Below are 26,315 nucleotides of genomic sequence, written 5' to 3' on the forward strand. Positions count from 1 at the left end.
TGAGATGTTTTTTTTCGTATTTTTGAAATCAATAAACGAAGGTTTAATGCAATGGGTGCTATAATCACATACGAAGACATTAAAAATGGGGATATTAAAGCCTTTGAAACTCTCTTTCAAGAGTTTTATCCTTCTATGTGTATTGTCGCTACGAAATTCATCGCTGATCAAACAGCGGCAGAAGACATTGTACAAGAGGCGTTTATCAAACTGTGGGAAAAACGAAATGCTTACCAAGATATTCCTAGCTTAAAAACATTTCTTTACGTGTCTGTCAAGAATTTATGCTTCAATCACATCCGGGATAGAAAGGTCACTATCGACTATACTTCGCCTGAAGCGGAAAAGCAAGAGGTCATTTTCAAAGATCTTTTGATCGAGGAGGAAACATATCGAATTATAGAAGATGCAGTAAACGCCCTACCCCCGCAAAGCGCACGAATAGTTAAAATGTATTTAGAAGGAAAACAAAACAAAGAAATCTCAGAAATCCTAAATATTTCCGTCAATTCTGTTAAAACGCTAAAATACAACGCACTAAATTCGTTACGAACGATATTAAAAGACTATTTTTACGTTCTTTTGCTATTTCTGGCAGAAAAATAATTCTAAAAGAAATGTCAAAATAACGTGAAAAAGCTCCCTCGATTCATCCTTTCCCAGTTTTGTCGTGTTCTGCTATTAGAAACGAAAATCCAATAACACGATAAAAAGATTATGGAAGAATCAGTAGTAAAAGTCGAACATCTCTCGCATCGCTACAGCGTACAGTGGGCGATTAAAGACATCAATTTCGAAATTAAACGCAAAGGAACTCTCGGGTTGCTCGGCTCGAACGGGGCGGGGAAATCCACCACGATGAATATCATTTGCGGAGTTCTTAATCAGACAGCCGGAGAAGTATATATAAATGGTATCAATCTTCGGGAAAATCCGGTCGAGGCTAAAAAACATATTGGTTTTCTTCCACAGAAACCGCCATTGTATCCGGACCTCACGGTCGACGAATACCTGACTCACTGCGCCTTGATGCGTCTGGTTGATAAAAATCAAGTCAAAACCGCAGTGGAAAAAGCAAAGAATCGCTGCGGTATAGCACATTTCAGCAGACGGTTGATCAAAAACTTATCCGGAGGGTACCAGCAACGAGTGGGTATTGCCCAAGCTATCGTGCATAACCCGAGATTCGTGATTCTTGATGAACCAACAAACGGATTGGACCCGAATCAAATCGTAGAAGTACGACACCTAATTAAAGAGATTGCTGAAGACCATTCCGTGTTGCTTTCCACTCACATCTTGCCGGAAGTACAAGCCACTTGCGACAACATTATCATGATCGAACACGGGAAAATCGTTTTCTCGGGCACCATGGATGATTTTTCCAATTACATGGAGCCTAATACTTTTATCGTTTCCATGACAGCCCCCCCGTCAATAGACACCTTATCAAAAATCCCGGGAATCACTCACGTGGAGCATATCACGGACACCCGATTCAGAATGCATTTCAGTTCAGGACAAGAGATTACCCAAAAAATGATCGAATTGAGTGTTACCAATAATTGGCATCTGCACGAGATTATACTGGAAAGAGATTCTCTCGATGCGGCATTTGCCCAACTGTCAGGAAAAAATATTCAAAAATAAAAGACACCATTTATATATGAAAACAATATTCAGACTAGCGAAGACAGAACTTCGCATTCTATTCTGTTCGCCTGTATCTTGGCTGATCCTAGTGATTTTCGCCTTTCAGGCAGGGTTAAATTTTTCGGACAACTTCGGTGGACAATTAAAACGCCAAGCCCTGGAATACGGGCTGGGCGGGATTACCAAAGAAACATTTGCCGGGTACACGGGGTTATTCGTTTCCATGCTCAAAAGCCTGTACCTTTACATTCCGCTTATTACCATGGGACTAATGAGCCGGGAATTAAGCAGCGGCTCTATTAAATTTTTGTATTCATCACCGATAACTACAACGCAAATTATTCTCGGCAAATACCTTTCCATGTTGATTTACGGTGCAATGCTAGTGGTTATCTTATTAATATACGTTGTTTTCGGTGCATTCACTATAGAGAATATGGATTTGCCTTTCGTCCTTACCGGCTTACTGGGGCTCTATTTGCTCACGTGCGCTTACGCCGCGATAGGGCTTTTCATGTCAAGCATCACATCTTACCAAGTTGTCGCCGCCATGGGAACATTGGCTGTTTTGGCCGTGTTGAATTTCATCGGTGAAATTGGACAAGATATTTCACTCGTGCGCGACATCACATACTGGCTGTCTATCTCGGGACGCGCTTACAAGTTCCTTGCCGGAATAATATGCAGCGAGGACATTTTGTACTTCATTATCGTGGTGATGTTGTTTATCCTACTTTCTGTCATGCGCCTACAAGCTGCCCGGAAAAAACGCAGTTCGCTTGTTACTTCCGCCCGTTACTTTGCAGTTGTCGGTTGCGCGCTTTTTATCGGATACCTGTCATCGTTACCTGTCTGCAAATTTTATTATGACGCGACAGCCCTCAAGGTAAACACACTGACTCCCGGCAGTCAAGAAGTTGTTAAAAATCTTGATGGAGGCCTGAAAATCACAACTTACATGAATATTTTGGACGCCAATTATGGCAGTGCCCTTCCCAGCCAATTAAAAAGCGACTTCGAACGTTTCGAACAATACGTGCGCTTCAAGCCAGAAATCAAAATGGAATACGTTTATTACTACGCATCTTCCGTGGAGCCCTCTTTCGATGGCCGATTCATGGAGTTGCAAGGGAAAGAAAGAGCTGAACGTATCTGTAAAATCATGAATCTGGATTTTGATATGTTCCTTTCACAGGAAGAAATAGATCAAGTCATCGATTTAAAATCCGAAGGCTATCGTTTCGTCCGCGTGCTGGAACGGGAAAACGGGCAAAAGGCAACCTTGCGCCTTTACAACGACATGATGAAACATCCATCGGAAACAGAGATTACCACAGCATTGAAACGCTTTTTAGTACCAGCCCCCAAAGTAGCGTTCCTTACCGGTCATGGCGAACGTAGCGTGAACAGTGGTGGAGACCGTTTCTATTACACGTTTGCCCGGAGTATTTATTTCCGCCACTCGTTGATCAACCAAGGATTTGACGCCATGACCTTATCCATTAAAGATAAAGATATTCCGGAAGATGTAAATATACTGGTTATCGCCGACATGCGCAGTCCGCTTTCCGACGAGGAAATGGCAAGACTGGAAAGGTATATCGATCGAGGTGGCAACCTATTCATCCTTGGAGAACCCAATCGACAAGAAGCCATGAACCCGTTGCTCTCTCGTTTCGGGGTAAAACTTATGCCCGGAACTCTCGTGCAGCGCAACCAGGATTACCTGCCATCCGTTATCACGGCACGCCTTACGGACCATGCCGCGGCACAAAGTCCCCGCTATGCCAAAGTCAAAGATTGGGAAGCTTGTATCGCCATGCCCGATGCCTCCGCCCTGCAATATGACACAGACAAAGGATACACGGTCAAACCTATCGCGACGACTCTTCCGAAAGATAGTTGGAATGAATTGGAAACAACGGACTTCCTAGACGGGGAGTTGTCCATCAACGAAGCTATCGGCGAGAAGGAAGCATCTTATCCCATCGTCCTAGCACTAACCTGCCAACGGGGAGCTAAAGAACAACGTATCGTGATCGCGGGAGATGCCGACTGCATCAGCAACACGGAATTGGCAAACAGCCGTAACGGTATTTTCGCGGTTAATTTCGATTTCATCAGCGAAACGTTTAAATGGTTGTCATACGGAGAATTCCCCATAGAAACCTCTCGTCCTGAAGCCATTGATAACACGATATTCCTAACCCGCAAAGCCACCCCGTGGATAAAAGCTTTTTCACTAGGAGTAATTCCATTTATCCTGGCTTTCGCCGGACTTATGGTGTGGTACAAGAGAAGAAAGTTTTAAATTTTAAATTACAACACATGGAAAATTCAATTGTAAAGGTCGAACATTTGTCTCACCGGTATCATATACATTGGGCAATAGAAGATATTAATTTCGAAATCAAAGAAAAAGGAGTATTGGGGTTACTTGGCTCCAATGGAGCTGGGAAATCCACTACCATGAATATTATTTGCGGCGTATTGAACCAGACCGAAGGAGAGGTTTACCTTAACGGTTACAGCCTCCGGGAGAACCCAATAGAAGCGAAACGCCATATTGGGTTCCTTCCCCAAAAACCTCCTCTCTACCCGGATATTACCGTGGAAGAATACCTAACTTATTGTGCCAACTTGCGACTCATGCCGACAAAAGATATACCCGAAGCCGTCAAACGGGCCATGGAACGCTGCGACATCACGCATTTCCGCAACCGGATGATCAGTAATCTTTCCGGGGGATACCAACAACGGGTGGGTATCGCACAAGCTATCGTACATAATCCCAGTTTCGTTATTTTGGACGAACCTACAAACGGTCTTGACCCGAACCAAATTGTCGAGATTCGCCGCTTGATAAAAGAAATCGCCACAGATCATGCCGTATTGTTGTCTACCCATATCTTATCCGAGGTACAGGCAACTTGCAACAATATCCAAATGATCGAACAGGGGAAACTTGTATTCTCAGGAAGCATGGATGACTTCAACAACTACGTGGCTCCATCCTCTTTATTAGTCCGGTTTGAAGCCGCCCCTTCATTACAGACTCTTGAAGCGATTGAAGATGTTGACTCCGTGGAACAAATCGACCGGCAAAGCTATCGCCTGCGATTTGACGCGTCAAAAGAAATTAGCGAACGGATTGTTCAACTCAGCGTGACCAATGCTTGGCAATTATGCGAGATTCAACTGGAGCGACTGGCTCTTGACACGATTTTCGCCCAGCTATCAGGAAAAAAGTTCAATTGTAAAAAATGAAACCCCATCTATGAAAACAATATTAAAGATAACCAAAAACGAACTTAGCACGCTATTCTATTCCCCAATAGCCTGGCTTATTCTTATTATCTTCACGTTCCAATCGGGAATGACTTTCGCGGACGCTTGGGCCGGCATTTTACGCTCACTGGCACTCGGTTATAACCTGTACAATATTACCGAACGTTTGCTTCTCGGCTATGCTGGAGCCATATCCGGCATGCAAGATAACCTGTACCTTTACATTCCACTCCTGACCATGGGACTCATGAGCCAAGAGTATAATAGAGGATCCATCAAATTACTTTATTCCTCCCCGGTAAGCAATCGCCAGATTATTTTTGGGAAATACCTTTCCATGATTGTTTACGCGCTATTACTCATCGCGGTTCTTTTTATCTATTACGTGTTCGCTGCATTTTCGATAATAAACATAGATACTCCTTACGTTTTTGTCGCTTTATTGGGAATTTTCCTAATGGTGTGCGCTTACGCTGCCATCGGTTTGTTCATGTCGACCCTGACATCTTACCAAGTTGTTGCCGCCGTGGGGACGCTGGCAGTATTGGCCTCCTTGAATTATATCGGTAATATCGGACAAGAAATACCTTTCGTACGCGACATCACTTATTGGCTCTCCATATCGGGACGTGCGGATACCTTTTTCCGCGGCCTTGTATGCAGTGAAGATTTGCTCTATTTCCTTCTTGTTATCGCGCTCTTCATAACACTTTCCATACTTCGCTTACAAGCAGAACGCACCAAACGTTCCGCTACACAAAATACACTCCGGTATGGTGGCGTTATTTTATTGACTCTCGTTATCGGTTACACGAGTTCCCGTCCTTATGCACGCGTATATTACGATGCAACGGAAATGAAAGAAAACACCTTGACCCAAAACAGCCAGGATGTCATGAAAAAACTGGATGGTCCCTTATCCATCACGACATACGTCAACATGTTGGACGAAGACTATTACCGAGGCATGCCCCGTTATTACAACGATGATAACAAACGATTTGAAAAATATATCCGTTTTAAACCGGAAATTAAAATGAAATATGTCTACTATTATGACAAAGTTGCCAACCCGCGCCTTCAACAACGTTATCCTGGTTTGACAGACGAGCAATGCCTGGAAAAGATATGTGAAGTTGAAGACGTGGACGTAGAAGACATCCTTACCCCTGAAGAAATTCGCAAGCAAGAAGATCTTTCGGGCGAATATAATAAATTTGTCCGCGTTATAGAACGCGGCAACGGGCAAAAAGCTTTTCTCCGAATATACGATGATAACTACAGGCATCCTTCTGAAACAGAAATCACGGCCGCACTCAAACGCATGGTGGTAAAATCCCCGTTGGTAGCATTTCTCACCGGTCACGGAGAACGGAATATTAACGGAGCCGGAGAACGCGATTATTACGCCTTCTCCCAATATAAATCTTTCCGCAATTCACTCGTCAATCAAGGCTTTAACTGCATATCTTTGTCGCTTGACAGCCTTGATGCCATCCCGAATGACGTTGATATTCTCGTCATTTCAGACATACGCACATCTTTACTTGATAGAGAACAAAAAATTATTGAAAACTATGTTGGAGAAGGTAGAAATCTTTTAATCGCGGGCGAGCCCCGGCGTCAAGAACAAATGAACCCATTGCTCGCCCTTTTCGGGTTAAAGTTTATGCCCGGTATTCTTGTACAGGAAAGTAAAGATTTTTCTGCCGACCTGATTTTAGCTTCTGCCACTCAAGCCGCAAGCGAATTGTCTCGCTCTTTCTACAGGATGGCTCGTTATGGTAGCAAAGCAACAATGCCAACCGCTGTCGAAATACGACAGGTTGAAGAAAAGGGGTTCACCCTGACCCCGCTATTAATGACGGATTCAACCGGAACATGGAATGAATTGGAAACCACTAATTTCATTGAAGACACAGCCCGTGTCAATCCCGCTATCGGAGAAATAGAGAAAGCATACGCCACCATGTTATACCTTACCCGGCAAATAAATGGCAAAGAACAGCGTGTCATCGTCCTCGGGGATGCTGATTGTATCGGAAATGGAGAGTTGTCTAAACAGCGCAACGGACTTGACGCAAAAAACTTCACGCTTGTAACAGAATCTTTCAGATTGCTTTCCAACGGGGAATTCCCCGTGGACACGCATCGGAATTATTCTTCGGACAGAGGTGTACACTTGGGACAAAAAGCGGGAATCTGGATAAACATTCTTTTCATGGGAATGATCCCGGGAATTCTTGTCTTACTATACCTTTGCTTGTGGTGGAAACGAAAAAGCAAATAATTGTTGTTGCATTCATCCTTTTACACACTTCATGTGTTCTGTAAATAGATAATGAAACCTAAATATCGGAAACTTATGCCAGAGTACACAAAAGAATACCGGATCGCACAGCTTTTAGCGAAACAAATGACGGGCTCTCTCACTCCAGAAGAGGAGCACGAACTGCAAGAATGGGAAAACAACCCTTCCAACAAGTCGCTTCGGATTAAAATCGAAGACCCGGAAAACAAGCGCCGACGCACTTCGCTTATACATGAATTGGACACGAATTCTTCATGGCAAAAAGTGGAGAAACGCATTTCACGAAAAAGCAAGGCGCGTATACATAAACTTGCATGGTGGTCAAGCACTGCCGCCGCTATTATTTTGTTAGCTCTGGCATTATTGCCCAATATTTCTTCGAAAAAAGAGATGAAAAATGCCATTCCTGTAGCCAAAGTACAGCCGGGAAGTTTCAAGGCGACATTCATCACTCCCGAAGGAAAACAATTCAATCTTTCGCTTCAAGATACAACCCGCATCCTTGAACTTGGTTCCGGCATTCGAGTTATTGCCAAAAAGCAAGGCATTGAATACATCGGTGACGACAAAGCTATCAATTATAAAGGGAAAAAGAATACCGTTCGGGTTCCGAGAGGAGGAGAATATGAATTAATATTACCGGATGGAACTCATGTATGGATCAATTCGGATTCCGAGTTATCCTTCCCCGTTCAATTCAGCAACGACAAACGGGAAGTATTACTTTCCGGGGAGGCTTATTTTGATGTTGCCAAAATGCAAGACTGCCCATTCATCGTGAAGACGAATAATCTTGACATTCAAGTATTGGGTACACAATTCAATGTTCAAGCTTACCCCGATGCAAAAGTTACGGAAACGACCTTATGCGAAGGTTCTGTCAAAGTTTCTGATGGAGAAAACAGCGTAACCCTACATCCTTCCCAACAAGCGGTGTACGTGAAAGCGGACAAGAATCTATCTACCCGAAAAGTGAACACACGCGCGTACACAACTTGGAGAAAAGGAATGTTCGTGTTCGAAAATGAATCTCTCGAGAATATCATGAACACTCTTTCCCGCTGGTATGACATCCACGTGTTCTACGAATCCCCTGTCGTGAAAACCTATCATTTCACGGGAGACCTCGAGCGATATAGCAATTTTCAACAAGCACTTAATATGATAGAAAAAGCAACATCCATTCAATTCGTTATAAATGGAAATACCGTTATCGTCAAACAATAACCAAACAAACAATTTTAAAACTATCATCCAAATTATTAATTTTTAAAATTATGGAAAAAAAACGAAAGAGTACTTTTGATTTTCATCAAAAGGGGAAGAAGATGCTTCTCATTCTACGAACAGCTCTCTTTTTCTTGCTCATTCAGGCTTTCACCGTGGAAGCGAATGCGTCGGGACAAGTGGCTAAAATCACGATGAAGATGGAAAATGCCACCATTGATGAATTAATCAAAACCGTAAGAACGGAAACCGATTACAAGTTTCTTTACCGTATTGAAGAAGTGAATAAATACGGGAAACGGGACGTAAACCTCCAAAATGCATCCATTGAAGAATTTTTAACAAACATTTTGAAAGGGACAAATTTGTCATACGAAATAGAAAATGACGTGATCATCATTCGTCCTTCCAAAGATGATGATAAAAAAACAAAGGAAGCACGAAATATAAAAGGAACGGTTTATGATGAAAAAGGGCAGACGCTACCGGGAGCCACAATCATGATAAAAGGCACTGCTGTAGGAGTTGTAACGGATGCCGACGGGAAATTCAAGTTGGAAATTCCCAGGATGGACAGTATCGTTCTGGTAGTATCTTTTATCGGATACGAAACGTTGCATCTCCCGTTGAGCGAAGACCCGAAAGATGATAAAAAAGAACTTGTCATCAAACTAAAAGAGGACATCACCGAGATGGAAGAGGTGGTGGTTACCGGTTACGGTAAAGTCCGGAAAGAAAGTTTCACGGGAAGCAGCGTCAGCGTATCGCAAGAACAATTGATGAAAGTTTCTAAAACCAATGTTTTGAAAGCTTTACAGGCGTTCGATCCCTCCTTCCGCATACAAACCAACAACCAATGGGGATCCGACCCGAATGCTTTGCCAGAAATGTATATCCGGGGACGTTCGGGAATTGGAGTCAAACAACTGGACGCCAATTACACGAGTAAAGGGAATCTGCAAAATAACCCGAATTTGCCGACCTTTATCATGGACGGATTTGAGATCAGCGTCCAAAAACTATACGATATGGATCCGGCACGTATTGCTAACATCACGATACTGAAAGACGCTGCCGCAACCGCACTTTACGGTTCGCGCGCTGCCAATGGGGTTGTCATCATCACCACGGTAGCCCCGAAGCCGGGGAAACTGAACATATCGTACAGCTTAACGGGAGAAGTAACCATGCCGGACTTGTCCGCCTACAATTTGATGAACGCCAAAGAAAAATTGGAAACGGAACGACTTGCCGGAGCTTTTGAACCCTATGAAGGTCCCTACCAGTATGATATTGATTTAGAGTTGGAACAAAGATACCAGGCAAAACTGAATAACATTGTAAAAGGTGTTGACACTTATTGGTTGTCGCTCCCCCTGCAAACTGCCTTTAACCACAAACACAGCCTGTTTATCGAGGGCGGTTCGGACAACTTGCGTTTTGGCGTTGATTTGTCGTATTATAACGAAGACGGCGTGATGAAAGGCTCTTTCCGAGACCGCTTGGGAGCCGGAGTCACTTTAGATTACCGCTTCAAAAATCTCCAAGTAAAGAACCAAACCAGTTTCAACATCACAAAATCCAAAGAATCACCCTACGGTTCCTTCAGCAATTTCGCGAACGCATTACCATATAACGAATACAAAGATGAAGCCGGACGTTATTTGGAGGAATTGAATACCTGGGGTGAAGGAAACACATTCCCCAATCCCATGTATGAAGCATCTTTAAAAAACTTTGACAAATCCCAGACGGAGGAATTTATAAACAATCTATCCGTAAATTGGAACATCGGGCAATACTGGTTGTTGAAAGGCCAGTTCAGTCTCACCCGACGAATGAACGAAAGTCGCCGTTTCTTGGATCCGTTATCTAAACAAAATGCCAATCCCATTTCCACCTTTAACTCGACTTCAGGAGAATTACATACCACGGACGGCAATAGTTTCAGTTGGGATATGCAGGCAACCCTCTCTTATAACCGTACCATCGAGAAACACAATATCAATTTCCTGGTCGGTGTCAACCAAAAAGCTTCAAAGACGGAAAGCATTTCCGCCGAATACCGGGGATTTCCTTCCGGAGTATTAAATTCCCCCAATTACGCGGAAGAAATATACGAGAAGCCAAAAGCCTCCGAGAACAGCACCCGCCTTGTGGGTTTCTTGGGAACAATCAACTACAGCTATAATAACATTTATTTGCTGGATGCATCCGTGCGTATGGACGGTTCTTCCGAATTCGGTTCGGACAAACGTTTCGCTCCATTCGGATCATTCGGGGTCGGAATCAATATCCACAACTATGCATTCATGAAAAATTGGGGCAAGTTCGATCTATTGAAGATAAGAGGAACTTACGGGGAAACAGGAAAAGTAAACTTCCCTTCTTACGTTGCCCGCACGACATTCAAGATCCTCTCCGACGAATGGTACAAAACCGGATTCGGAGCCACGTTAATGGCACTGGGAAATAAGGATTTGACTTGGGAAACGACCAAAGAATACAACATCGGTATCGAGGTGGGCATATTACAAGATCTACTATACATGGATGCCACTTATTACCGGAAAAAAACCGTAGACTTGATTAACAACGTAACCATTCCCAGTTCTACCGGATTCACTACTTACATGGATAATATAGGAGAAATCGAAAATAAAGGTTTCGAATTGAATTTCAGGGCAAACGTTATACGACAGGATAACCTTTTCGTGGCATTGTTCGCTAACCTGGCTCACAATCGAAATAAAATCTTAAAAATATCCGAAAGCTTAAAAGCATACAACGACTCTATAGACCAACACTTCAAAGAGGACAGAGATGAAAATCAACCATTTTTAAAATACGTTGAAGGAGGGTCACTGACTTCCATCTTCGGTATGCGCTCCCTGGGCATAGATCCTGCCACAGGCGACGAGATTCTACTCAAGCGTAACGGAGAGCAAACAAAAACCTGGTCTTCCAGTGAACAAACCGTACTGGGGAACACGGAACCGGACGCACAGGGTACTTTCGGAATCAACGTGACCTGGAAAAATTGGAGTTTGTACGCCACTTTCATGTACGAATTCGGAGGAGACGCTTACAATCAAACTTTAGTAGATAAAGTCGAAAACGCCAATATCTACACGATGAATGTCGATAAGCGAATTTTAACGGAACGTTGGCAAAAACCGGGAGATGTAAAAAAATACCGCAAATTGGCATTAAGGGAAAACAAAGGTTCGTTCTCGATACCCACAACCCGGCCTACCGAACGGTTCGTTCAAAAAAACAACAATTTATCGTTAAATTCTATCACACTGGGATACAGCCTGCAAGCCGATTCTCACCGTTGGTTGAAAACGAGCGGCATCAGTATGTTGCGTTTTGAAATCGGGGCCAACGAACTATTCTATTGGTCCAGCATCAAGGCAGAAAGAGGATTGAGTTACCCCTTTGCCAGAACCATGAATTTTTCTTTAAACCTAACTTTCTAAAATTTAATTGTTATGAAAGTAATCAGTATCATTTCAACAATATTCATTCTGGCCTTGACCTCCTGCAACTCATGGCTAGACATCACCCCCCAAGACACGGTGGACGAAGATAAGCTATTCGCCACAGGGGACGGATACCGTAACGTATTAAACGGCGTGTACAAACAAATGGCAACCTCCTCCATGTATGGACAGGAATTAAGCTGGGGTATGCTGGATGTAATGGCGCAATTGTATCAATCACGAGCTTTCGGTTCGGCCACGAACTATTACAAGATTATAACGAAATACAATTACGAAGACAGGGATATAAAACCCGTCATCCAGACTATTTGGTCGCAAGCTTACAATTCCATAGCTAATTGCAATAGCCTGTTAAGCAAAATAGACGAAACAGATTCCACGCTATTCAGGGCTTTGAATCACGAAAAATTATTGATTAAAGGAGAAGCATTGGCGTTACGGGCTTTCCTACACTTCGACTTACTCAGGCTCTTTGCCCCAGCTCCGGTGACCAAAAACACAGGAACACACATACCCTATTTCACGACTTATCCGTCGACGTTCGAACCGGACCGCACGGTAAAAGAAGTCTTGGAACTTGCCATCAAGGATTTGGAAGAAGCCAAAAACCTTGTCGCTCCGCATGACACATTAGACTGGCGGTATATGTTGACAGATGCTCAAAGAATACATTACGATGGACTAAATCCAAAAGCAAATCCAGATTTGTTCTTCAAGAACAGAGGGTTCCGAATGAATTATCTCGCCGTTTGCGCATTATTGGCAAGGGTGTACAATTACATGGGAGAATTGGACGCAACCTATTACCAAAAATCATACGACATGGCAGAACATGTCCTTACGTTTGCCATAGACCCAAACAGCTACCGCCAAACTTTAGACTTCACGAAATATTATTACACGGATAAAAACAAGAAACGGTACGAGGAGATACTTTTCTGCCTTTCCAACCAAAAACTAATGGAAAATTACGAACTTCTGACATCAAGCAATTCACCTAAGATTAAATTCTATCTGCAATCTCCCGGTTCCTTGTTTGACGATAATGCCGACGCCCGGTGGACGGAATTAATAGAAGCCAGCGGCAGCTATCAAATTTGTACTAAAAACATCGCTCCATCTGGAGATATAGGCGAATTCAAATACTGCCAAGATATGTTACCCATGATCCGTTTAGGCGAATTGTACTACATACAAGCAGAACATCTTTGCCGCCAAGGTGATATTCAAGGAGCAATAGAGAAACTTGATAAAGTAAGGTATGCCCGCAACTGCCAAACCGGTAGCATGGGCGAAATGAGCAAGAAAATCAAAGACCTTGAATCCTTCAAACAGCAAATGGCAAAGGAAGCGTTGCGAGAATTCATGCAAGAAGGACAAGCATTCTTTTATTACAAACGCTTCAATATATTTCCTAAAACCGGCATGAAAGACGCTGATATGATTTTACCCAAACCGGAAAACGAAACTATTCACTAAACAATATAAATATGAGAAAATATATTATTTATATATGCTTGATTATCGCAGGAATGTGTGCCTGCAATACAGAGGAGGTTGATGTTTATTCCTCCCCGAGATATTTGTTCTTTCAGGATTCCTTGAAGGGTTTGGATTCTGTTAAATTTTCTTTTTCCCACTATCCTGGAGAGACTAGTCATGATGCCTCTTTTTACATCGCCCTTACCGGCTTACCCGCGGAAGAAGATCTCGAATACGAACTGCAAGTGGTAGACTCCCTGACAACAGCCTTGGCAGAAGATTACGAAATGCCGCAAGGATTACTGTTCCCGGCAGGAGAAACATTGAGCACGTTAAAAATACGCTGCAATGGTACCCGCGAAGCTTTAAAAACGCAACAAGTTCATGTGACGTTTAAAATCGCCGCAAATAAAAACTTCTCTCCCGGTTTATCCGGCAAACAAATGATTCGCGTTATCTTCAACAATATTGAAAGCAAACCCCTGTGGTGGGACGGTGATTTAGAAAAATTAATCTTAGGAGCGTATTCGCCCAACAAATTCAGGCATTTTATCATCGCAACAGGTAGAAATGACCTTACGGGAATAAGTTTGTCGGAAGCTCGCGAATTGACAATGCAATTCAAGGTTTATTTGATTGAAAACAATATCATGGAGGATGACGGCAAAACACCTATGGTAAATGGCATTCCTGTTTATTAATAAAAAATAAATGACTATGAAAAATAAATATACTCTATTTTTGTTCCTAGCATTATCCGTATTCATGGGGTGCTATGATGACAAAGGGAACTATGATTACGAAAAGTTAAACGACATCGAGATTGAATTCATCCCAGAAGTAGATGCATATCAAATAATTGGCGACGAAATCAAGGTGCATCCCAAATTCAAATACGCCCTCAATGACAGTTCTGATTTAAAATTGAAATATGAATGGACTTACGCAAATAAAGTAATCAGTCAAGAAAGGGAGCTTGTTTGGGTTCTTGATACTCACGTTCAGCATAAACTTGTCTTACGGGTGACCAACGTAGAGAATAATTTGACTTACATACAATCTGCAACAATAATACCGACTACGGTTTACACGTCATATGATAGTTACCTTGTGTTATCCGAAAAGAATGGCCAATCGATACTTTCCTATATCTTGCGAAGATATAAAGAAGATGAAGACGGAGAGTATATCCAAGACGAGTTCGGACGGGAGATACTGGAGTGTGAGGTAATCGAAGATATATATTACAAAGAAAACAAAGAAGCATTGGGCTCTCACCCTCTTTTTCTCCAAGAACATGTAGCTAAAGTATTCCCTTCCGATGGACACGTTATTGTCTTTCAAGAAGGAGGGCAAGGATCTGTTGATTTAGACGGAACTACTATGCTTAAAGACATCTTACTCGCCGATGCTTTTATCGGAGGGGCTTACCCAAAAGATTTTCATCCTGTAAATGCAGAAATGATGGATTACACGCACTTGATAGAAAATTATGACGGTAAAATTTATTCCAAGCTAAAAGATTCGTACAAATTATTCCAAAGCGGTTACTACATACATACTCCTCTATTCTTTGAAAACAAGGAGGTTAGAGCAAGTATTATTAATACTCAAAAAATTCAAAGTAAACAACTTACCTTGCTTCTTTCCAGAGGGACATCGGAAAATCCGGAAAACCGTCTTTTGCTCGTACATGACATCCGCGATCAATTCAGTGATGTTAATTCGTCCGGTAAAGTGGTCGCATTACCGGAACCGAAAGACGGATGGCCAGAAAATTTCAAACCCTTAACGGACCTTGGCGATTCCAAAGTATTACACATTGGTTATGTCGCTATCGGCTGGGAAACAGATGCCGGATATACCATGTTTTTGAAAAATTCCGACGGCACGTACCAATATCAATACTTTGAAATCAAGCGTGAATATAGCGGGGAGGGCTTATCTTATCCACAAGGAAAAGTTCCCGGTTCCGATAAAAACTCCGAGATGCTATTTTCATGCCCTATAACTTCTCCTATTCCATTAGAAGAATGCAAGTTCTGTACGCTTGCTTCCAAGCAAAACAAATATATATTCTTGGCACATGGCAAAGAGATTTACTTCATGGATAGAGATGTGCCTCAAAATGGGATCAGACACTATTACACTTGCAAAGGAAATGTCGTCGACATGAATGGACGTACATACCAGGGCGATGAAATGATCATTGGTTTGGACAATGGCGGAGTTCTGTTATTGAACACGAAAGAAGCAAAACAAATAAGTTCAGATGCAGAAAAATTCCTTTGGGAATCGGGACCAGAGGTTGACTTAGGAAAAATAGTGGATGTAACTCTCAAAGTTGGAGGAAATATATAGTCGCCCCTGATCAACCGGTCTTTGAAAAAAGTGCCTAATAAAAAATAATATAAAACATCAAGCAAGAGCCCGCCTGACAACAAAAAAAAGTCAGGCGGGCTTCTTACATCTTGTAATACTACTCTTGTGACTGAGTATCCACGGAAACTCGTTCTTTAATAATCTTCGAATTCAAATACAAAAAAAGAAGCCGGGGAGCTGATTCCCGTGCCACAAGGCATAAAGAATCGGCATTCAAGAGATCAATCTTCTCTTTTGTTTCGTAAACTTCTTTCCCGCCATTCTCCTCTATACTAAAGCCTTTTATGAATAAATACCCTTCTTTAATATTCCAGGTTTTCAGGTCTAGGCTCGGGATATTAATCGCTTCACACACGCCACCTTTCTTAAAACGAAATCCTTTTAATTCCCCGGTCGACTCGTAAGTGTAGGGATTGCACCATTCCCCGATAATTTTCTTCTCCATCTCTTTTTGCGGATCACTGGTACAAGCCAAACAAAGTAAGGTTAAACCTATACATAACAAATTTCTCATATTATTTTAAATTAAAATTACTACTTCAAAATTCACTTCATCAAATCATATTTTTGATCGAAACCACGCTCATTCGCGTGAATCCCTTCCTTCATCCAACGAGGCATCGGGCTACCCTTCAGGTAATGATCAAAAAACTGTTTCATCCGGATCGTCCAATCCGCCTCTGCCGCTTTATTGTACAAGAAATGTCGTTCTCCCTTGTAATTCAATAACCAAGCAGGTTTCTGCAAACGTCGCATGGCTAGAAATAAATTCAATCCCTCGGAATAGGGGACAGCCTCATCCTTGTCACAATGGAATATCAACAGAGGGGTCTGTATTTTATCGGCATTCAAGATGGGAGAATGGCGAAGATACATCTCTTTGTCTTCCCACAGGGATTTACCCAAGCGACTCTGCGTTTCCTCGTACATGAACATCCGGGGCATCCCGCTACCCGCGCGAATACCGGTATACGCGGAGACCATACTGGATACGGCAGCCCCCGGACTGGCACAAGCAAACATATTCGTCCGGGTCACCAGATAAGCAACTTGATAACCTGACCAGCTATGCCCTTGTATGCCGATACGATCCTTGTCGGCAATACCGTTGTCAATAAGCCATTGTGTCCCGCTGACCACGGCATCATAACAACTTTCGCCGGGAGCACCTACTGTAAAATGAATATCCGGCATAAACACAACGTATCCGTTGCTGACGTAAGAAACGACATTCAGCATCCCGCTGCTCCAAGTGGGTACGACATATTCATGCAAACCCTCGGTATGAGTCTCGTAGAAGTTCACGATGACGGGGTAGCGTTTGCTCGTGTCATAATTCTCCGGCAAATAAAGCAAGCCGGCATTTTCTTTCCCTCCGTAATTCATCCACTTGATCAATTTCACGGTTCCCCAGGCATAATCTTTTTGTTGCGGGTTTACATCCGTTATCCGCACGGGACGGGTAAAGGCCAAATCACTCCACCATAAATCACGGGATTCCGTGTAACTCTGCCGGGAAAAAATACAATATTTCTCATCATCGGACCGTTGGTTGATTGAAATGGAATAAGCCCCTTCAATCAATTTCTTTATTTTCCCGTTAGGTGAAAAACGATAAATTCCTTCATCCCGATTATCCAGGTTCACGGAAGTCATCAAAAAGCCATTTTCCAAATCGATCATCTTATCGTCGTAATCATTTTTCAACCGACGGAATTGCCGACCCGTGGCTCGCCCATACCTATTCGTCAATGAATAGACTTGTTCCCGACCGGTCAGGTCTACGACCCACATATCATAACGATCGTACAGGACAACTTGATTCCCGTCTTTCGTCCACCCGGCAATACCGTAAGCATCGGCAGGCTTGGGAAGGTCGTGCCATTCGTTATAGACGGGATAACCTATTCCCCCGGAGATATTCACCCGTTCACGGGTTGCCGGATCAATTTTATACCAGGCCTTTCCCAACGCATCATACCACAAAGCATACTTACCGTTCGGACTCCATACCGGTTCCTCGTAAGCATTCCGCTCAAAGAGCACCGTTTCACCCGTGTTCAGATCGACCAAGTAAATATCCGCGTTAATATCGTTCTTCCAGTCGGCAAAACGCTTATAGGGAGTTTTATCCAAGGTAAAAGCATAATCGTATTGGTTACTCTCCGGTAAAATCAACTTTTCCATTTTTTGATTGGTTACCCGGCAACACGTCCTCGTGTCGAGATTATAAGCAAATTTCACGTTGCTTGCCCTGTAATTACCACTTCGCTGTTGAAGAGATGAAACCTCATCATCCCAAGTCCATAATTCCAACTCGAAGCGGGCGTCTTTCTTCCCTTGCTTTTTTGCCGGTTCCCGGTACACGGTATCCACATCCAAAATAATCCGGTTCCCGTTATCAGACAACCGATAAGCCCTTCCCCGCCATATATAGTTTTCAGGGAATTGCACCTGTTCCCAATCCACTAAAAGCCGACACTCTCCTTCCGGCAAAGAAAAAGAATAAAGCAGATTGGGATTTTTGCTTCTCGAAGAATCAGAGGCGACGGCAAAGGTTCCCTGCATCTGGTGAGGCAATAACGAATAATCTTTCAACACCTTCCCCCTATCCGAAAAAATAACGACAGGTTTCCCTCGCAACGGACGGTAGCACAAAGACTTGTAATCCCCATGATTCTTGATATAAACCATGGATTTATGCCCTTTCAGCAAAATACAATTTTCGACACTATCCATCACGATGGAATCGTTCGTCCCGATGTTCCGAAGTACCCACCTTTTCATATCCGGTTGTTCCTTGTCTATCGGATAAGAATAAGTAATTAATTCTGATGTACTGTATTCACTGAAATCATATTCTCTATCCCAATAAATCTTTTTCATATCCCGCAAACGCAACAAAAAAGTCGAATCGCAGGCACAGGAGTCCGATTCGGAAGCAGCCACCGTGTAACGCAACCATTTCCCGTTCGCAAAGAAGGTAGGTCGAACAACGTGTTTAAGCTCTATTTTTACTTTTTTCTCCGGGTGATATAAATAGGTCACCGGGGGCAACGTGTCATGGTCGGAATCGATATAAACCAATCGGTATGTCACCCATTTCCCGTCATCCGAGAGATTGGGAACATCCACTCTTCGCCATAATTTATATGCCGCCGTGTCCAAAGCCCTTTTCTGGGCAAATCCGATTTCCCCGCCCAAAAGGATCGACAGGAAAATTATTCCGCATTTAATCAATTTCATCATGATAATTTTAATATTCCATACTTCAGGGATTTATCTCTTCATAAAGTAATCCAGGTCTGTCTGATAGTCCGCAGAAGAATCCCCTAAAAGCAAACGGGCAAAATGATGCCACAGCTTTCGTTCATAAAACACCTCGGCATCTCCACTAAACCCATGATCCTGCCCAGGAAGCACCAGCATATCAAAATGTTTACCCGCTTCAATCAAAGCATCTACCATTTTCATGGTGTGAGCAGGATGAACGGTCTGGTCCATATCGCCCGTCACGAGCAACAATCCGCCTTTATAATTTTTTGCCAAATCCATATTCGTTTTACTGGATGTATGGAACGTGACCTCCTCATGTTCCTTGCCTAAAGAGTCTTTTACTATTTTCTTCCGTTCCTGTACTCCAAAATGAATCTCTACCCACCCTTTGTTATACATATTGTTATCATGATTCCCGGCTGAAGCTACTGCCGCCGAATAAAACTCCGGATAAGTACAAATCGCCGCTGCAGCCATAAATCCTCCCCCGGAATGGCCGTAAATACCCACCTTTTTCTTATTGATAAAAGCATAACGATCCGCTAACTGTTCTATTACATATTTATCGTCAGCCAAAGGATAATCTCGTTGATTTCCATACCCGAAAGCGTGATAGTATTTCCCCCGCATTGGAGAACATCCCCGGTGTCCCACGGTAATAACGATAAATCCTAACTGAGCCAAACGGGTATTCAAAGCATCATTGATCGTGAAACGAGTGGGGACATATTCAAAGAATGGACCGGGGTACACGCAAGAAATAATCGGGTAAGATTTCGTGGAATCAAAATCGACAGGTTTCCACATCACCCCGTACAGATCGGTAACCCCGTCAGCTGCTTTCACCGAAAAACGCTCCGGAGCTTTCCATCCCATCTCGTATAAACGATGCAAATCAGGTTCTTCCAGATTCATTATCACTTTCCCTTTCCGGTCGCGAACCACATTCCGGGGTTTCATATCCACACGAGAGTATCCATCCACATAATATTCACTCGAAGGAGAGATTGCCACATTATGCGTCGCATCTTCCGGTGTCAGGCAAACCAGTTTATTCTCTTTGTCCAAATCTGCCCGGAACAAGATATAATAATAAGGATCAATCCCTTGCTGCCGTCCATACCCATAAAAATAGATCTGCCGGCGAAGGGTATCCACTTTCATCAAGGGGCTGGCGACCCAATCTCCCGAGGTAACCTGATTTTTCAAATTCCCGTCTTTGTCATACAAATAATAATGCCCCCAACCGCTACGTTCCGAACGGAACAAGATCTCTTCGCCATCATTGAGAAAAGCAATACTTCTCATCTGATAATCCAAATAAGGTTTATTCTCCTCGTGAATAAGCGATTTCACCTCTCCGGTTTCAACGTCAACCATACAGATATCCGCTTCATCCCACGTGCGTTTGTATCTTTGAAGATAAAGGCGTTTGCCATCATTGCTGCTATAAACAATATCCACGTATTGATCCGCCCAACGGGTGATATCAACCTCTCGAACCTCCCGTGATTCCGCATCCCCGATAAGCAAAGTATATTGTATCACGTTTTTATCTCCCGCCATTTCGTACTTGTATGTTACTAATTTCGGACGAGGTTGAGCAAGTACATCTACCAGCCACATATCATTCACTTTTCGGGAATCCTCTCGCAACGCATAGAATTTATTTCCTCTTTTAAACCATTTGGCACTACATAAAAAACGTCCATCCAGTTCCCCTTCATCCTCACGGTTAAAAGAGTAATTCTTCTCACCATCAAAAGTCAGTTGTATTTCTGTCGTGTCCTTTCCTTTTATCGGATTACCAACAAGATACAGGTTATGACGCTTGGCAAATAGCATATAACTGCTATCCGGAGAATAGTACATCCAATAAGGAGTCGAATCAATCGTTTTTTCACTCTCCCAACGTTTCAATTCTTTTGTACGAATATTATAAGTATAATCCTGACGATCAAAATAGAAGCGGAATGTTTCCTTATCTAAAAATTTCACCTCAATATCCAAATTTTTGTGATTATACGGCTTTCTCGTTATCTCACTGATTTTAGATACTAATTCAACATTATCGAACAACAATTTTTTGATCTTCCGCTTGGGATTCACCCAGTAATAATTTTTCCCCTCCTCTGTCCGGAAAGAATAATAAAAACAATCGGTTCCCTTAATAAAATTCGGTCTTACCAATAATGTATTCTTCGTTATCGGAGCTTGCGTGATCTCCCGCATACGTTCCGCTAACTCGTAATTTGCCTTTTGTTGCGCGAATCCCGTAACACAAAAAACAATTAAAAATATAACTATCAACATTTTATTTATTTTCATACCTTCTATTTTTCAATTGTACTTTCATAATCGGCAGACGAATCCCCCAGTAAATATTTCGCAAAATGAGCCCACAACTTTCGTTCAAAGAAAGCATCGGCATCTCCCCTGAAACCATGCCCGCTTCCGGGTAACACGATCATATCGAAGTTTTTCTTTGCCTTAATTAAGGCATCGACCATTCGCAAGGTATTCGCGGGATGCACGTTTTTATCCATATCGCCCGTGACCAACAACAAATGCCCTTTTAAACGCTTCGCCAATTCCATGTTCGTCGGCACTTTACAAGAATAAGTGTATACCGTACTATCCTGCCCGTCTTTACCTTTCACGGTATTGACAGACTCACGCACACCATGATAGATTTCAGACCATCCCCGATTAAATATATTATTATCATGATTCCCTGCAGAAGACACCGCGGCAGTATAGAAATCAGGATAAGTACAAATAGCAGCAGTAGACATGAATCCTCCCCCGGAATGACCGAATATCCCGACCTTGGTAATATCAATGTAAGAATAACGATCAGCCAATTGTTCTATGACATACTTATCGTCTGCCAAGGGATAATCCCGCAAATTACCATACCCATACCGATGATAAAATTTTCCCCGTAACGGACTTCCTCCCCTATGCCCCACGGACATCACGATAAAACCGAGTTGTGCCAACCTCATGTTATAACTATCATCCAAGCTAAACGAAGTATTCACGTATTCAAAAAACGGACCGGGATACACGGAGGAAATTATCGGATACTTCTTATTCGGATCAAAATCCGCAGGCTTCCACATAATGCCATATAAATCTGTTATTCCGTCAGCCGCTTTCACGGTGAAACGTTCCGGGGCACGCCATCCCATCTCTCGCAAACGCCGGGTATCCGGTTTTGCCAGTTCCATAATTACTTTTCCCTGATTATTTTTCAATACAATTTTAGGCTCCATATCTACCCGGGAGTATGTATCCACAAAATAACGCCGGGAAGACAGGAATGAAGTATTATGCTGGGCATTCTCCGGAGTCAACAACGTAACACCCTCCCGATCTATGTGTGCTTTATAAAGGATATAATAATAAGGATCTACCCCTTTTTCCCGTCCATATCCATATAAATAGAGCGTGCGCCCCACGGTATCGATAGCGGCTATTGGTCCGGCTACCCACGCTCCGGAAGTAATCAGATTTTTCAATCGTCCTTCCCCGTCATAGTGATAATAATGCCCCCACCCCGTTCGTTCGGAGCGAAACAGAATATCTTTTCCATCATTCAATATCACGGTATTCTGCATATGATAATCCCGATAGGGCTTATCTACTTCATGTATCAATTCCTTCACCTCTAGGGTTTCCGTGTTCACCACGCAAATATCTACCTCATCCCACGTGCGTTTAAAACGCTGGAAGAAAAGTTTATCCCCTTTCTCCCCAGGTTGGAGCACTTGAATATACTGATCCGTCCATTTATCGGCAGGCACCCGGTTAGCAGTCTTTTCCCCGGCATCGATAATCCATAGCTCGTACTGGCATAAATCCTTTTCGCCGGGCATCTCGTAACGATATTTTTCCAAAGTGGGACGCTTCGTCAACGAGTTTATCACGAACATATCCTGCAACTTCCGGCTATCTTCCCGCACCACGTAAATATGTTTGGAATCTTTAAACCATCGGGCATTGGTTTCCGCCTCACCCTCTTTATCCTCCTCGGGATCCCGCGCGAAAGAATAATATTTTTCTCCATCAGTCGTTAACTGAATCTCCGTGGTATCCATGCCCTTATATTTGTTCCCTTTCACGTACAGATTATGGTTTTTAGCATATAATATATATTTCCGGTCCGGCGAGAAAGTCATCCAAGAGTATATGACTTCGTTGTCTTCCTCTGAATTTTTCTTTTCTTCTAACGCCCGAACTTTTTTCGTCTTAAAATCAAATTCATAATGACCATCCATCGAGAAGGTCATTTTGGACAAATCTTTGGAAAACTCCATACCAGAGATTCTCAAATCTTTCTCGTTATAAGCTTTACGAGTAATCCGGCTCACTCCTTGAGCTATATCCGTGGGATTAAAAAGCAACCGTTTCTCTCCTTTTGCCGGATCGACGAAATAGAAATTCCTTCCGTCTTCCGTGCTGAATTCAAACCAAAACTTGTCCGTATCATTGATTTGCCGGGGGAATATACCCATGCTGTATTTTCCGACCAAGCTACCAAATGAAACATTCCGTAATTTTTCTGCCAACTTATAATTTGCCTTCTGTTGGGCATTTCCGCTCACGAACAACAATAGCAATGACAACAATACAAATACCCTTTTCATATCATCGATTGATTTACATACAATTAACAAACAACCCACTCTTTTTTTTACACACGAAAGAAGATACGAAGGGAGCTATGCTCCCTCCGAAATCAATATACTGAAACAACATATTAATACAAACCGCCAGACCCCGGTCGACTTCCGTTACCAAATTTATACTCGATATCCACAATCTCCCCGAAGCCGTCTTTATGATATAATTCCACGAACTCAGCAGTCTGCTCCGCATTATCATATTTCACTTCAAAAACATAGACTTCCCCGGACTTTAAGGCAACAGCCAGATGAGCGTTGAGCGTCTTGTAATACGTGTCATAATCCTTCACGGCAAGCCCGACAATTTCAGAATTAAACACCGGAAGAGAAGCGAAATTAAAAATAAATTTATCCCAATAATTATAAATATTCAATTTGTTGCCGGAAGCGACCACCAATAATTCCTGCCAAGGCAACAATGCCGCACACCGATAATCATTCATGATGGAAGCGGGCAATTCCCCATATTCACTCGACTCGACAATCATCTTATGTCCCGGCTTATATGAATAATTCGCTCTGTTGAGTTCATAACGATGCCAATAATAATTCCCGTTCTGACGAAGGATTGAAAAGTAGGCAGGAGGAGCATAATGTCCACCCGCACTATTCGCCCAAGCATGAAACACGAACTCTCCTTCTACATTTTTAAACAAAAAAGGATGCTCATCTTGGGAAAGATTTACCAATTCCAAATAAGAACCAATGTAATTTGCAGGCAATATAGTATAACTATTATCATCTCTAGCACATTCCCCATCATCCATGATTCCGAAATAAGTATTATTCTCATCAATCCCGACAATCAGGAAGTTTCCATAGTTATCTCCCTTGAAATACGGCAACAATGCTTTTACTTTCTTACCATTCAAACTAGGATCTTTCAAATAAAATCCGGAATGCAAATCAATAGCAACCGAAAGATTAGCCTGATAAATATAGTTATCGGCACTTAACAGCCACTTCCCGCCATAACTCAACACAGCATCCACCGGATCAAAATTATCCGGGACTCCATCAAAAAATTCATTCTTCGCGTACCCGACTGGAATCAAATCATTCCCATCCAATTCGACAGCCCCACTTTCCTGCAAAACCATCACTTCATCTTCCACAGCAATTCCAGAAGCCGTCGGATAAATAAAATTTTCGACCAATTTACGAGGTCCTTGCCCCAAAGCGGGCACAACATTCATAGCTTCCCCTACATAAACGACGGTATCCTTTGATTGTTCTTTGCCATCAACAACCATTGTCTTTGACTGCTTTTTGGATAAAATCAACGACAATTGGGATTCGTTACCCGCGGATCTGGATAGAATCATCCAGCCATTTTTCCATGGGGCAACAACTGTCACTTCAATTTCCTTGGAAAACGTGACACCACTTTTATTGTCCGTTGCACAGAATAACAAGACAAAATCACCCAATTGTTCTGCCCGATACGTGTAATTCAATTGATCGCTCAACAACGTCATTTTCTCTTCTTCTCCCAAATACCACGCATAAGAAGCATCCGGATTCAACGTATCGATAGAAAAACGCACCTTTGGTTCAAACCTGATTTCCTCATCGGGATACAATGTATAACTATTCTTTACATTGTTCACTCCGTTCTTATCCCAATTTGCAAAATCATTCAAATCCTTGTAATCGTAGTTGCTTTTATCATCCAAGCACCCCACAGTAAACAATAGAATGAATATATATATTAAAATTTTTTTCATAATAACTCATTTTTTATCCTACAGCAGGAATAATTATTTCATTACCAAATTCATCTTTTAATGGAGCCTCCCCCGATGCTATATTTTCCGGATCGCTATTGAATGCTTCAATCCGATACTTCAAGCGTAAAGAATACTTCTTCAAAATCATCTTATCTTGTCCGTCAAACTCCACCCCATCTTTCGCCAATTCTTCCAGAAACATCGTGTATTTCGTTTCCGAATAGGCTCCTAAATAGAGATATTCAGCAATATTATAATAGGGGACGCCACCATAACCACCATCCCACACAGTCCACCATTGGGGACGCTCCAGTTTATCGGAAACCAAGATAATCGCTCGGCTATATTTATCATCACCCTCTTTTATCCATTCCGTTTCATCAACTTTCAGCATCAAACGGCAAGTCTTCTCTTTCAACAGATCACCGTTCAACAAAACGACCTCTATCGTGTCCTGTGCTTGCCCTGCCGGGAAAAAACACTTCTCCGGCAACACGTACAACTCGGAAGGCAAGGTTGTAAATTCTTCGTCTGCCGACACCGTATACTCCCGCTCCTTTGTTAGCCAAACACCGTTAGACCTCATCGGAATCTTCATATGAATTTTCCCGCTGGGAAAAGTTTTAAACGAATAAGTTGTACTATCGACAGTCGCATCTGCCGCAAAATACACGTAAAGCGTATCCTCGGAGTACTCCATTATATTTTTCTCGCTACAAGCCGAGAGGACACACATCCATACGAATACCAACAATATATATTTTCTCAT

Annotated in this window: 16 protein-coding genes; 10 read left to right on the forward strand and 6 right to left on the reverse strand. The window is 42.6% G+C overall.

Annotation, left to right across the window (positions count from 1 at the left end; all coding sequences use genetic code 11):
• Positions 1-51 precede the first annotated feature (51 nt).
• The 10 genes from A3CY_RS0118145 to A3CY_RS0118190 all read left to right on the forward strand — a co-directional run bounded on the left by A3CY_RS0118145 (position 52) and on the right by A3CY_RS0118190 (position 15,828).
• Positions 52-606, forward strand: coding sequence for an RNA polymerase sigma factor (locus tag A3CY_RS0118145; RefSeq protein ID WP_018339371.1), 555 nt, complete (start codon positions 52-54; stop codon positions 604-606).
• Between the two features lie 111 nt (positions 607-717).
• Positions 718-1,650 carry an ABC transporter ATP-binding protein gene (locus A3CY_RS0118150; RefSeq protein ID WP_018339372.1) on the forward strand — a complete coding sequence of 311 codons (933 nt, stop codon included), beginning with the start codon at positions 718-720 and terminating at the stop codon, positions 1,648-1,650.
• Positions 1,651-1,666: 16 nt separating this feature from the next.
• Positions 1,667-3,964 (forward strand): Gldg family protein, encoded by a 2,298-nt coding sequence (locus tag A3CY_RS0118155; RefSeq protein ID WP_018339373.1) that lies wholly within the window; start codon positions 1,667-1,669, stop codon positions 3,962-3,964.
• A 17-nt stretch (positions 3,965-3,981) separates the two neighbouring features.
• The gene (locus tag A3CY_RS0118160; protein ID WP_018339374.1) at positions 3,982-4,920 is read left to right on the forward strand and encodes an ABC transporter ATP-binding protein; all 939 of its coding nucleotides are present in this window, start codon (positions 3,982-3,984) and stop codon (positions 4,918-4,920) included.
• Between the two features lie 10 nt (positions 4,921-4,930).
• A complete protein-coding gene (locus tag A3CY_RS0118165) occupies positions 4,931-7,231 on the forward strand; it encodes a Gldg family protein (protein WP_018339375.1) in 2,301 nt (766 codons plus the stop codon).
• A 75-nt stretch (positions 7,232-7,306) separates the two neighbouring features.
• Complete coding sequence (locus tag A3CY_RS21590) at positions 7,307-8,479, forward strand: FecR family protein (RefSeq protein ID WP_018339376.1); 1,173 nt, start codon at positions 7,307-7,309, stop codon at positions 8,477-8,479.
• A gap of 50 nt (positions 8,480-8,529) precedes the next feature.
• Entirely contained in the window at positions 8,530-11,961 is a 3,432-nt protein-coding gene (locus A3CY_RS0118175) for a SusC/RagA family TonB-linked outer membrane protein (protein WP_018339377.1), read from the forward strand.
• 12 nt (positions 11,962-11,973) lie between these two features.
• Entirely contained in the window at positions 11,974-13,464 is a 1,491-nt protein-coding gene (locus A3CY_RS0118180) for a RagB/SusD family nutrient uptake outer membrane protein (protein WP_018339378.1), read from the forward strand.
• Between the two features lie 11 nt (positions 13,465-13,475).
• Entirely contained in the window at positions 13,476-14,168 is a 693-nt protein-coding gene (locus A3CY_RS22320; protein WP_018339379.1) for a DUF4843 domain-containing protein, read from the forward strand.
• 16 nt (positions 14,169-14,184) lie between these two features.
• Positions 14,185-15,828, forward strand: coding sequence for a PKD-like family lipoprotein (locus A3CY_RS0118190; protein WP_018339380.1), 1,644 nt, complete (start codon positions 14,185-14,187; stop codon positions 15,826-15,828).
• A gap of 118 nt (positions 15,829-15,946) precedes the next feature.
• On the opposite strand, the gene A3CY_RS0118195 is transcribed toward A3CY_RS0118190, so the two are convergent.
• From A3CY_RS0118195 to A3CY_RS0118220, 6 genes are all read right to left on the reverse strand, one after another.
• Positions 15,947-16,363 carry a lipocalin family protein gene (locus A3CY_RS0118195; RefSeq protein WP_018339381.1) on the reverse strand — a complete coding sequence of 139 codons (417 nt, stop codon included), beginning with the start codon at positions 16,361-16,363 and terminating at the stop codon, positions 15,947-15,949.
• Between the two features lie 32 nt (positions 16,364-16,395).
• Positions 16,396-19,098 carry a S9 family peptidase gene (locus tag A3CY_RS0118200; protein WP_018339382.1) on the reverse strand — a complete coding sequence of 901 codons (2,703 nt, stop codon included), beginning with the start codon at positions 19,096-19,098 and terminating at the stop codon, positions 16,396-16,398.
• Positions 19,099-19,128: 30 nt separating this feature from the next.
• Entirely contained in the window at positions 19,129-21,453 is a 2,325-nt protein-coding gene (locus tag A3CY_RS0118205; protein WP_018339383.1) for a S9 family peptidase, read from the reverse strand.
• Between the two features lie 5 nt (positions 21,454-21,458).
• On the reverse strand, positions 21,459-23,777 hold the full coding sequence (locus A3CY_RS0118210; RefSeq protein WP_026207854.1) for a S9 family peptidase: 2,319 nt from the start codon (positions 23,775-23,777) through the stop codon (positions 21,459-21,461).
• Positions 23,778-23,890: 113 nt separating this feature from the next.
• Positions 23,891-25,543, reverse strand: a complete 1,653-nt coding sequence (locus A3CY_RS0118215) for a PKD-like family lipoprotein (protein WP_018339385.1) — start codon at positions 25,541-25,543, stop codon at positions 23,891-23,893.
• Between the two features lie 13 nt (positions 25,544-25,556).
• Positions 25,557-26,315 (reverse strand): DUF4843 domain-containing protein, encoded by a 759-nt coding sequence (locus A3CY_RS0118220; RefSeq protein ID WP_018339386.1) that lies wholly within the window; start codon positions 26,313-26,315, stop codon positions 25,557-25,559.

The organism is Butyricimonas synergistica DSM 23225, assembly GCF_000379665.1.
Classification (GTDB): domain Bacteria; phylum Bacteroidota; class Bacteroidia; order Bacteroidales; family Marinifilaceae; genus Butyricimonas; species Butyricimonas synergistica.

Coding starts and splice junctions, on each gene's coding strand:
- A3CY_RS0118145 (WP_018339371.1), top strand. CDS start 52: ATGGGTGCTATAATCACATACGAAGACATTAAAAATGGGGATATTAAA.
- A3CY_RS0118150 (WP_018339372.1), top strand. CDS start 718: ATGGAAGAATCAGTAGTAAAAGTCGAACATCTCTCGCATCGCTACAGC.
- A3CY_RS0118155 (WP_018339373.1), top strand. CDS start 1,667: ATGAAAACAATATTCAGACTAGCGAAGACAGAACTTCGCATTCTATTC.
- A3CY_RS0118160 (WP_018339374.1), top strand. CDS start 3,982: ATGGAAAATTCAATTGTAAAGGTCGAACATTTGTCTCACCGGTATCAT.
- A3CY_RS0118165 (WP_018339375.1), top strand. CDS start 4,931: ATGAAAACAATATTAAAGATAACCAAAAACGAACTTAGCACGCTATTC.
- A3CY_RS21590 (WP_018339376.1), top strand. CDS start 7,307: ATGCCAGAGTACACAAAAGAATACCGGATCGCACAGCTTTTAGCGAAA.
- A3CY_RS0118175 (WP_018339377.1), top strand. CDS start 8,530: ATGGAAAAAAAACGAAAGAGTACTTTTGATTTTCATCAAAAGGGGAAG.
- A3CY_RS0118180 (WP_018339378.1), top strand. CDS start 11,974: ATGAAAGTAATCAGTATCATTTCAACAATATTCATTCTGGCCTTGACC.
- A3CY_RS22320 (WP_018339379.1), top strand. CDS start 13,476: ATGAGAAAATATATTATTTATATATGCTTGATTATCGCAGGAATGTGT.
- A3CY_RS0118190 (WP_018339380.1), top strand. CDS start 14,185: ATGAAAAATAAATATACTCTATTTTTGTTCCTAGCATTATCCGTATTC.
- A3CY_RS0118195 (WP_018339381.1), bottom strand. CDS start 16,363: ATGAGAAATTTGTTATGTATAGGTTTAACCTTACTTTGTTTGGCTTGT.
- A3CY_RS0118200 (WP_018339382.1), bottom strand. CDS start 19,098: ATGATGAAATTGATTAAATGCGGAATAATTTTCCTGTCGATCCTTTTG.
- A3CY_RS0118205 (WP_018339383.1), bottom strand. CDS start 21,453: ATGAAAATAAATAAAATGTTGATAGTTATATTTTTAATTGTTTTTTGT.
- A3CY_RS0118210 (WP_026207854.1), bottom strand. CDS start 23,777: ATGAAAAGGGTATTTGTATTGTTGTCATTGCTATTGTTGTTCGTGAGC.
- A3CY_RS0118215 (WP_018339385.1), bottom strand. CDS start 25,543: ATGAAAAAAATTTTAATATATATATTCATTCTATTGTTTACTGTGGGG.
- A3CY_RS0118220 (WP_018339386.1), bottom strand. CDS start 26,315: ATGAGAAAATATATATTGTTGGTATTCGTATGGATGTGTGTCCTCTCG.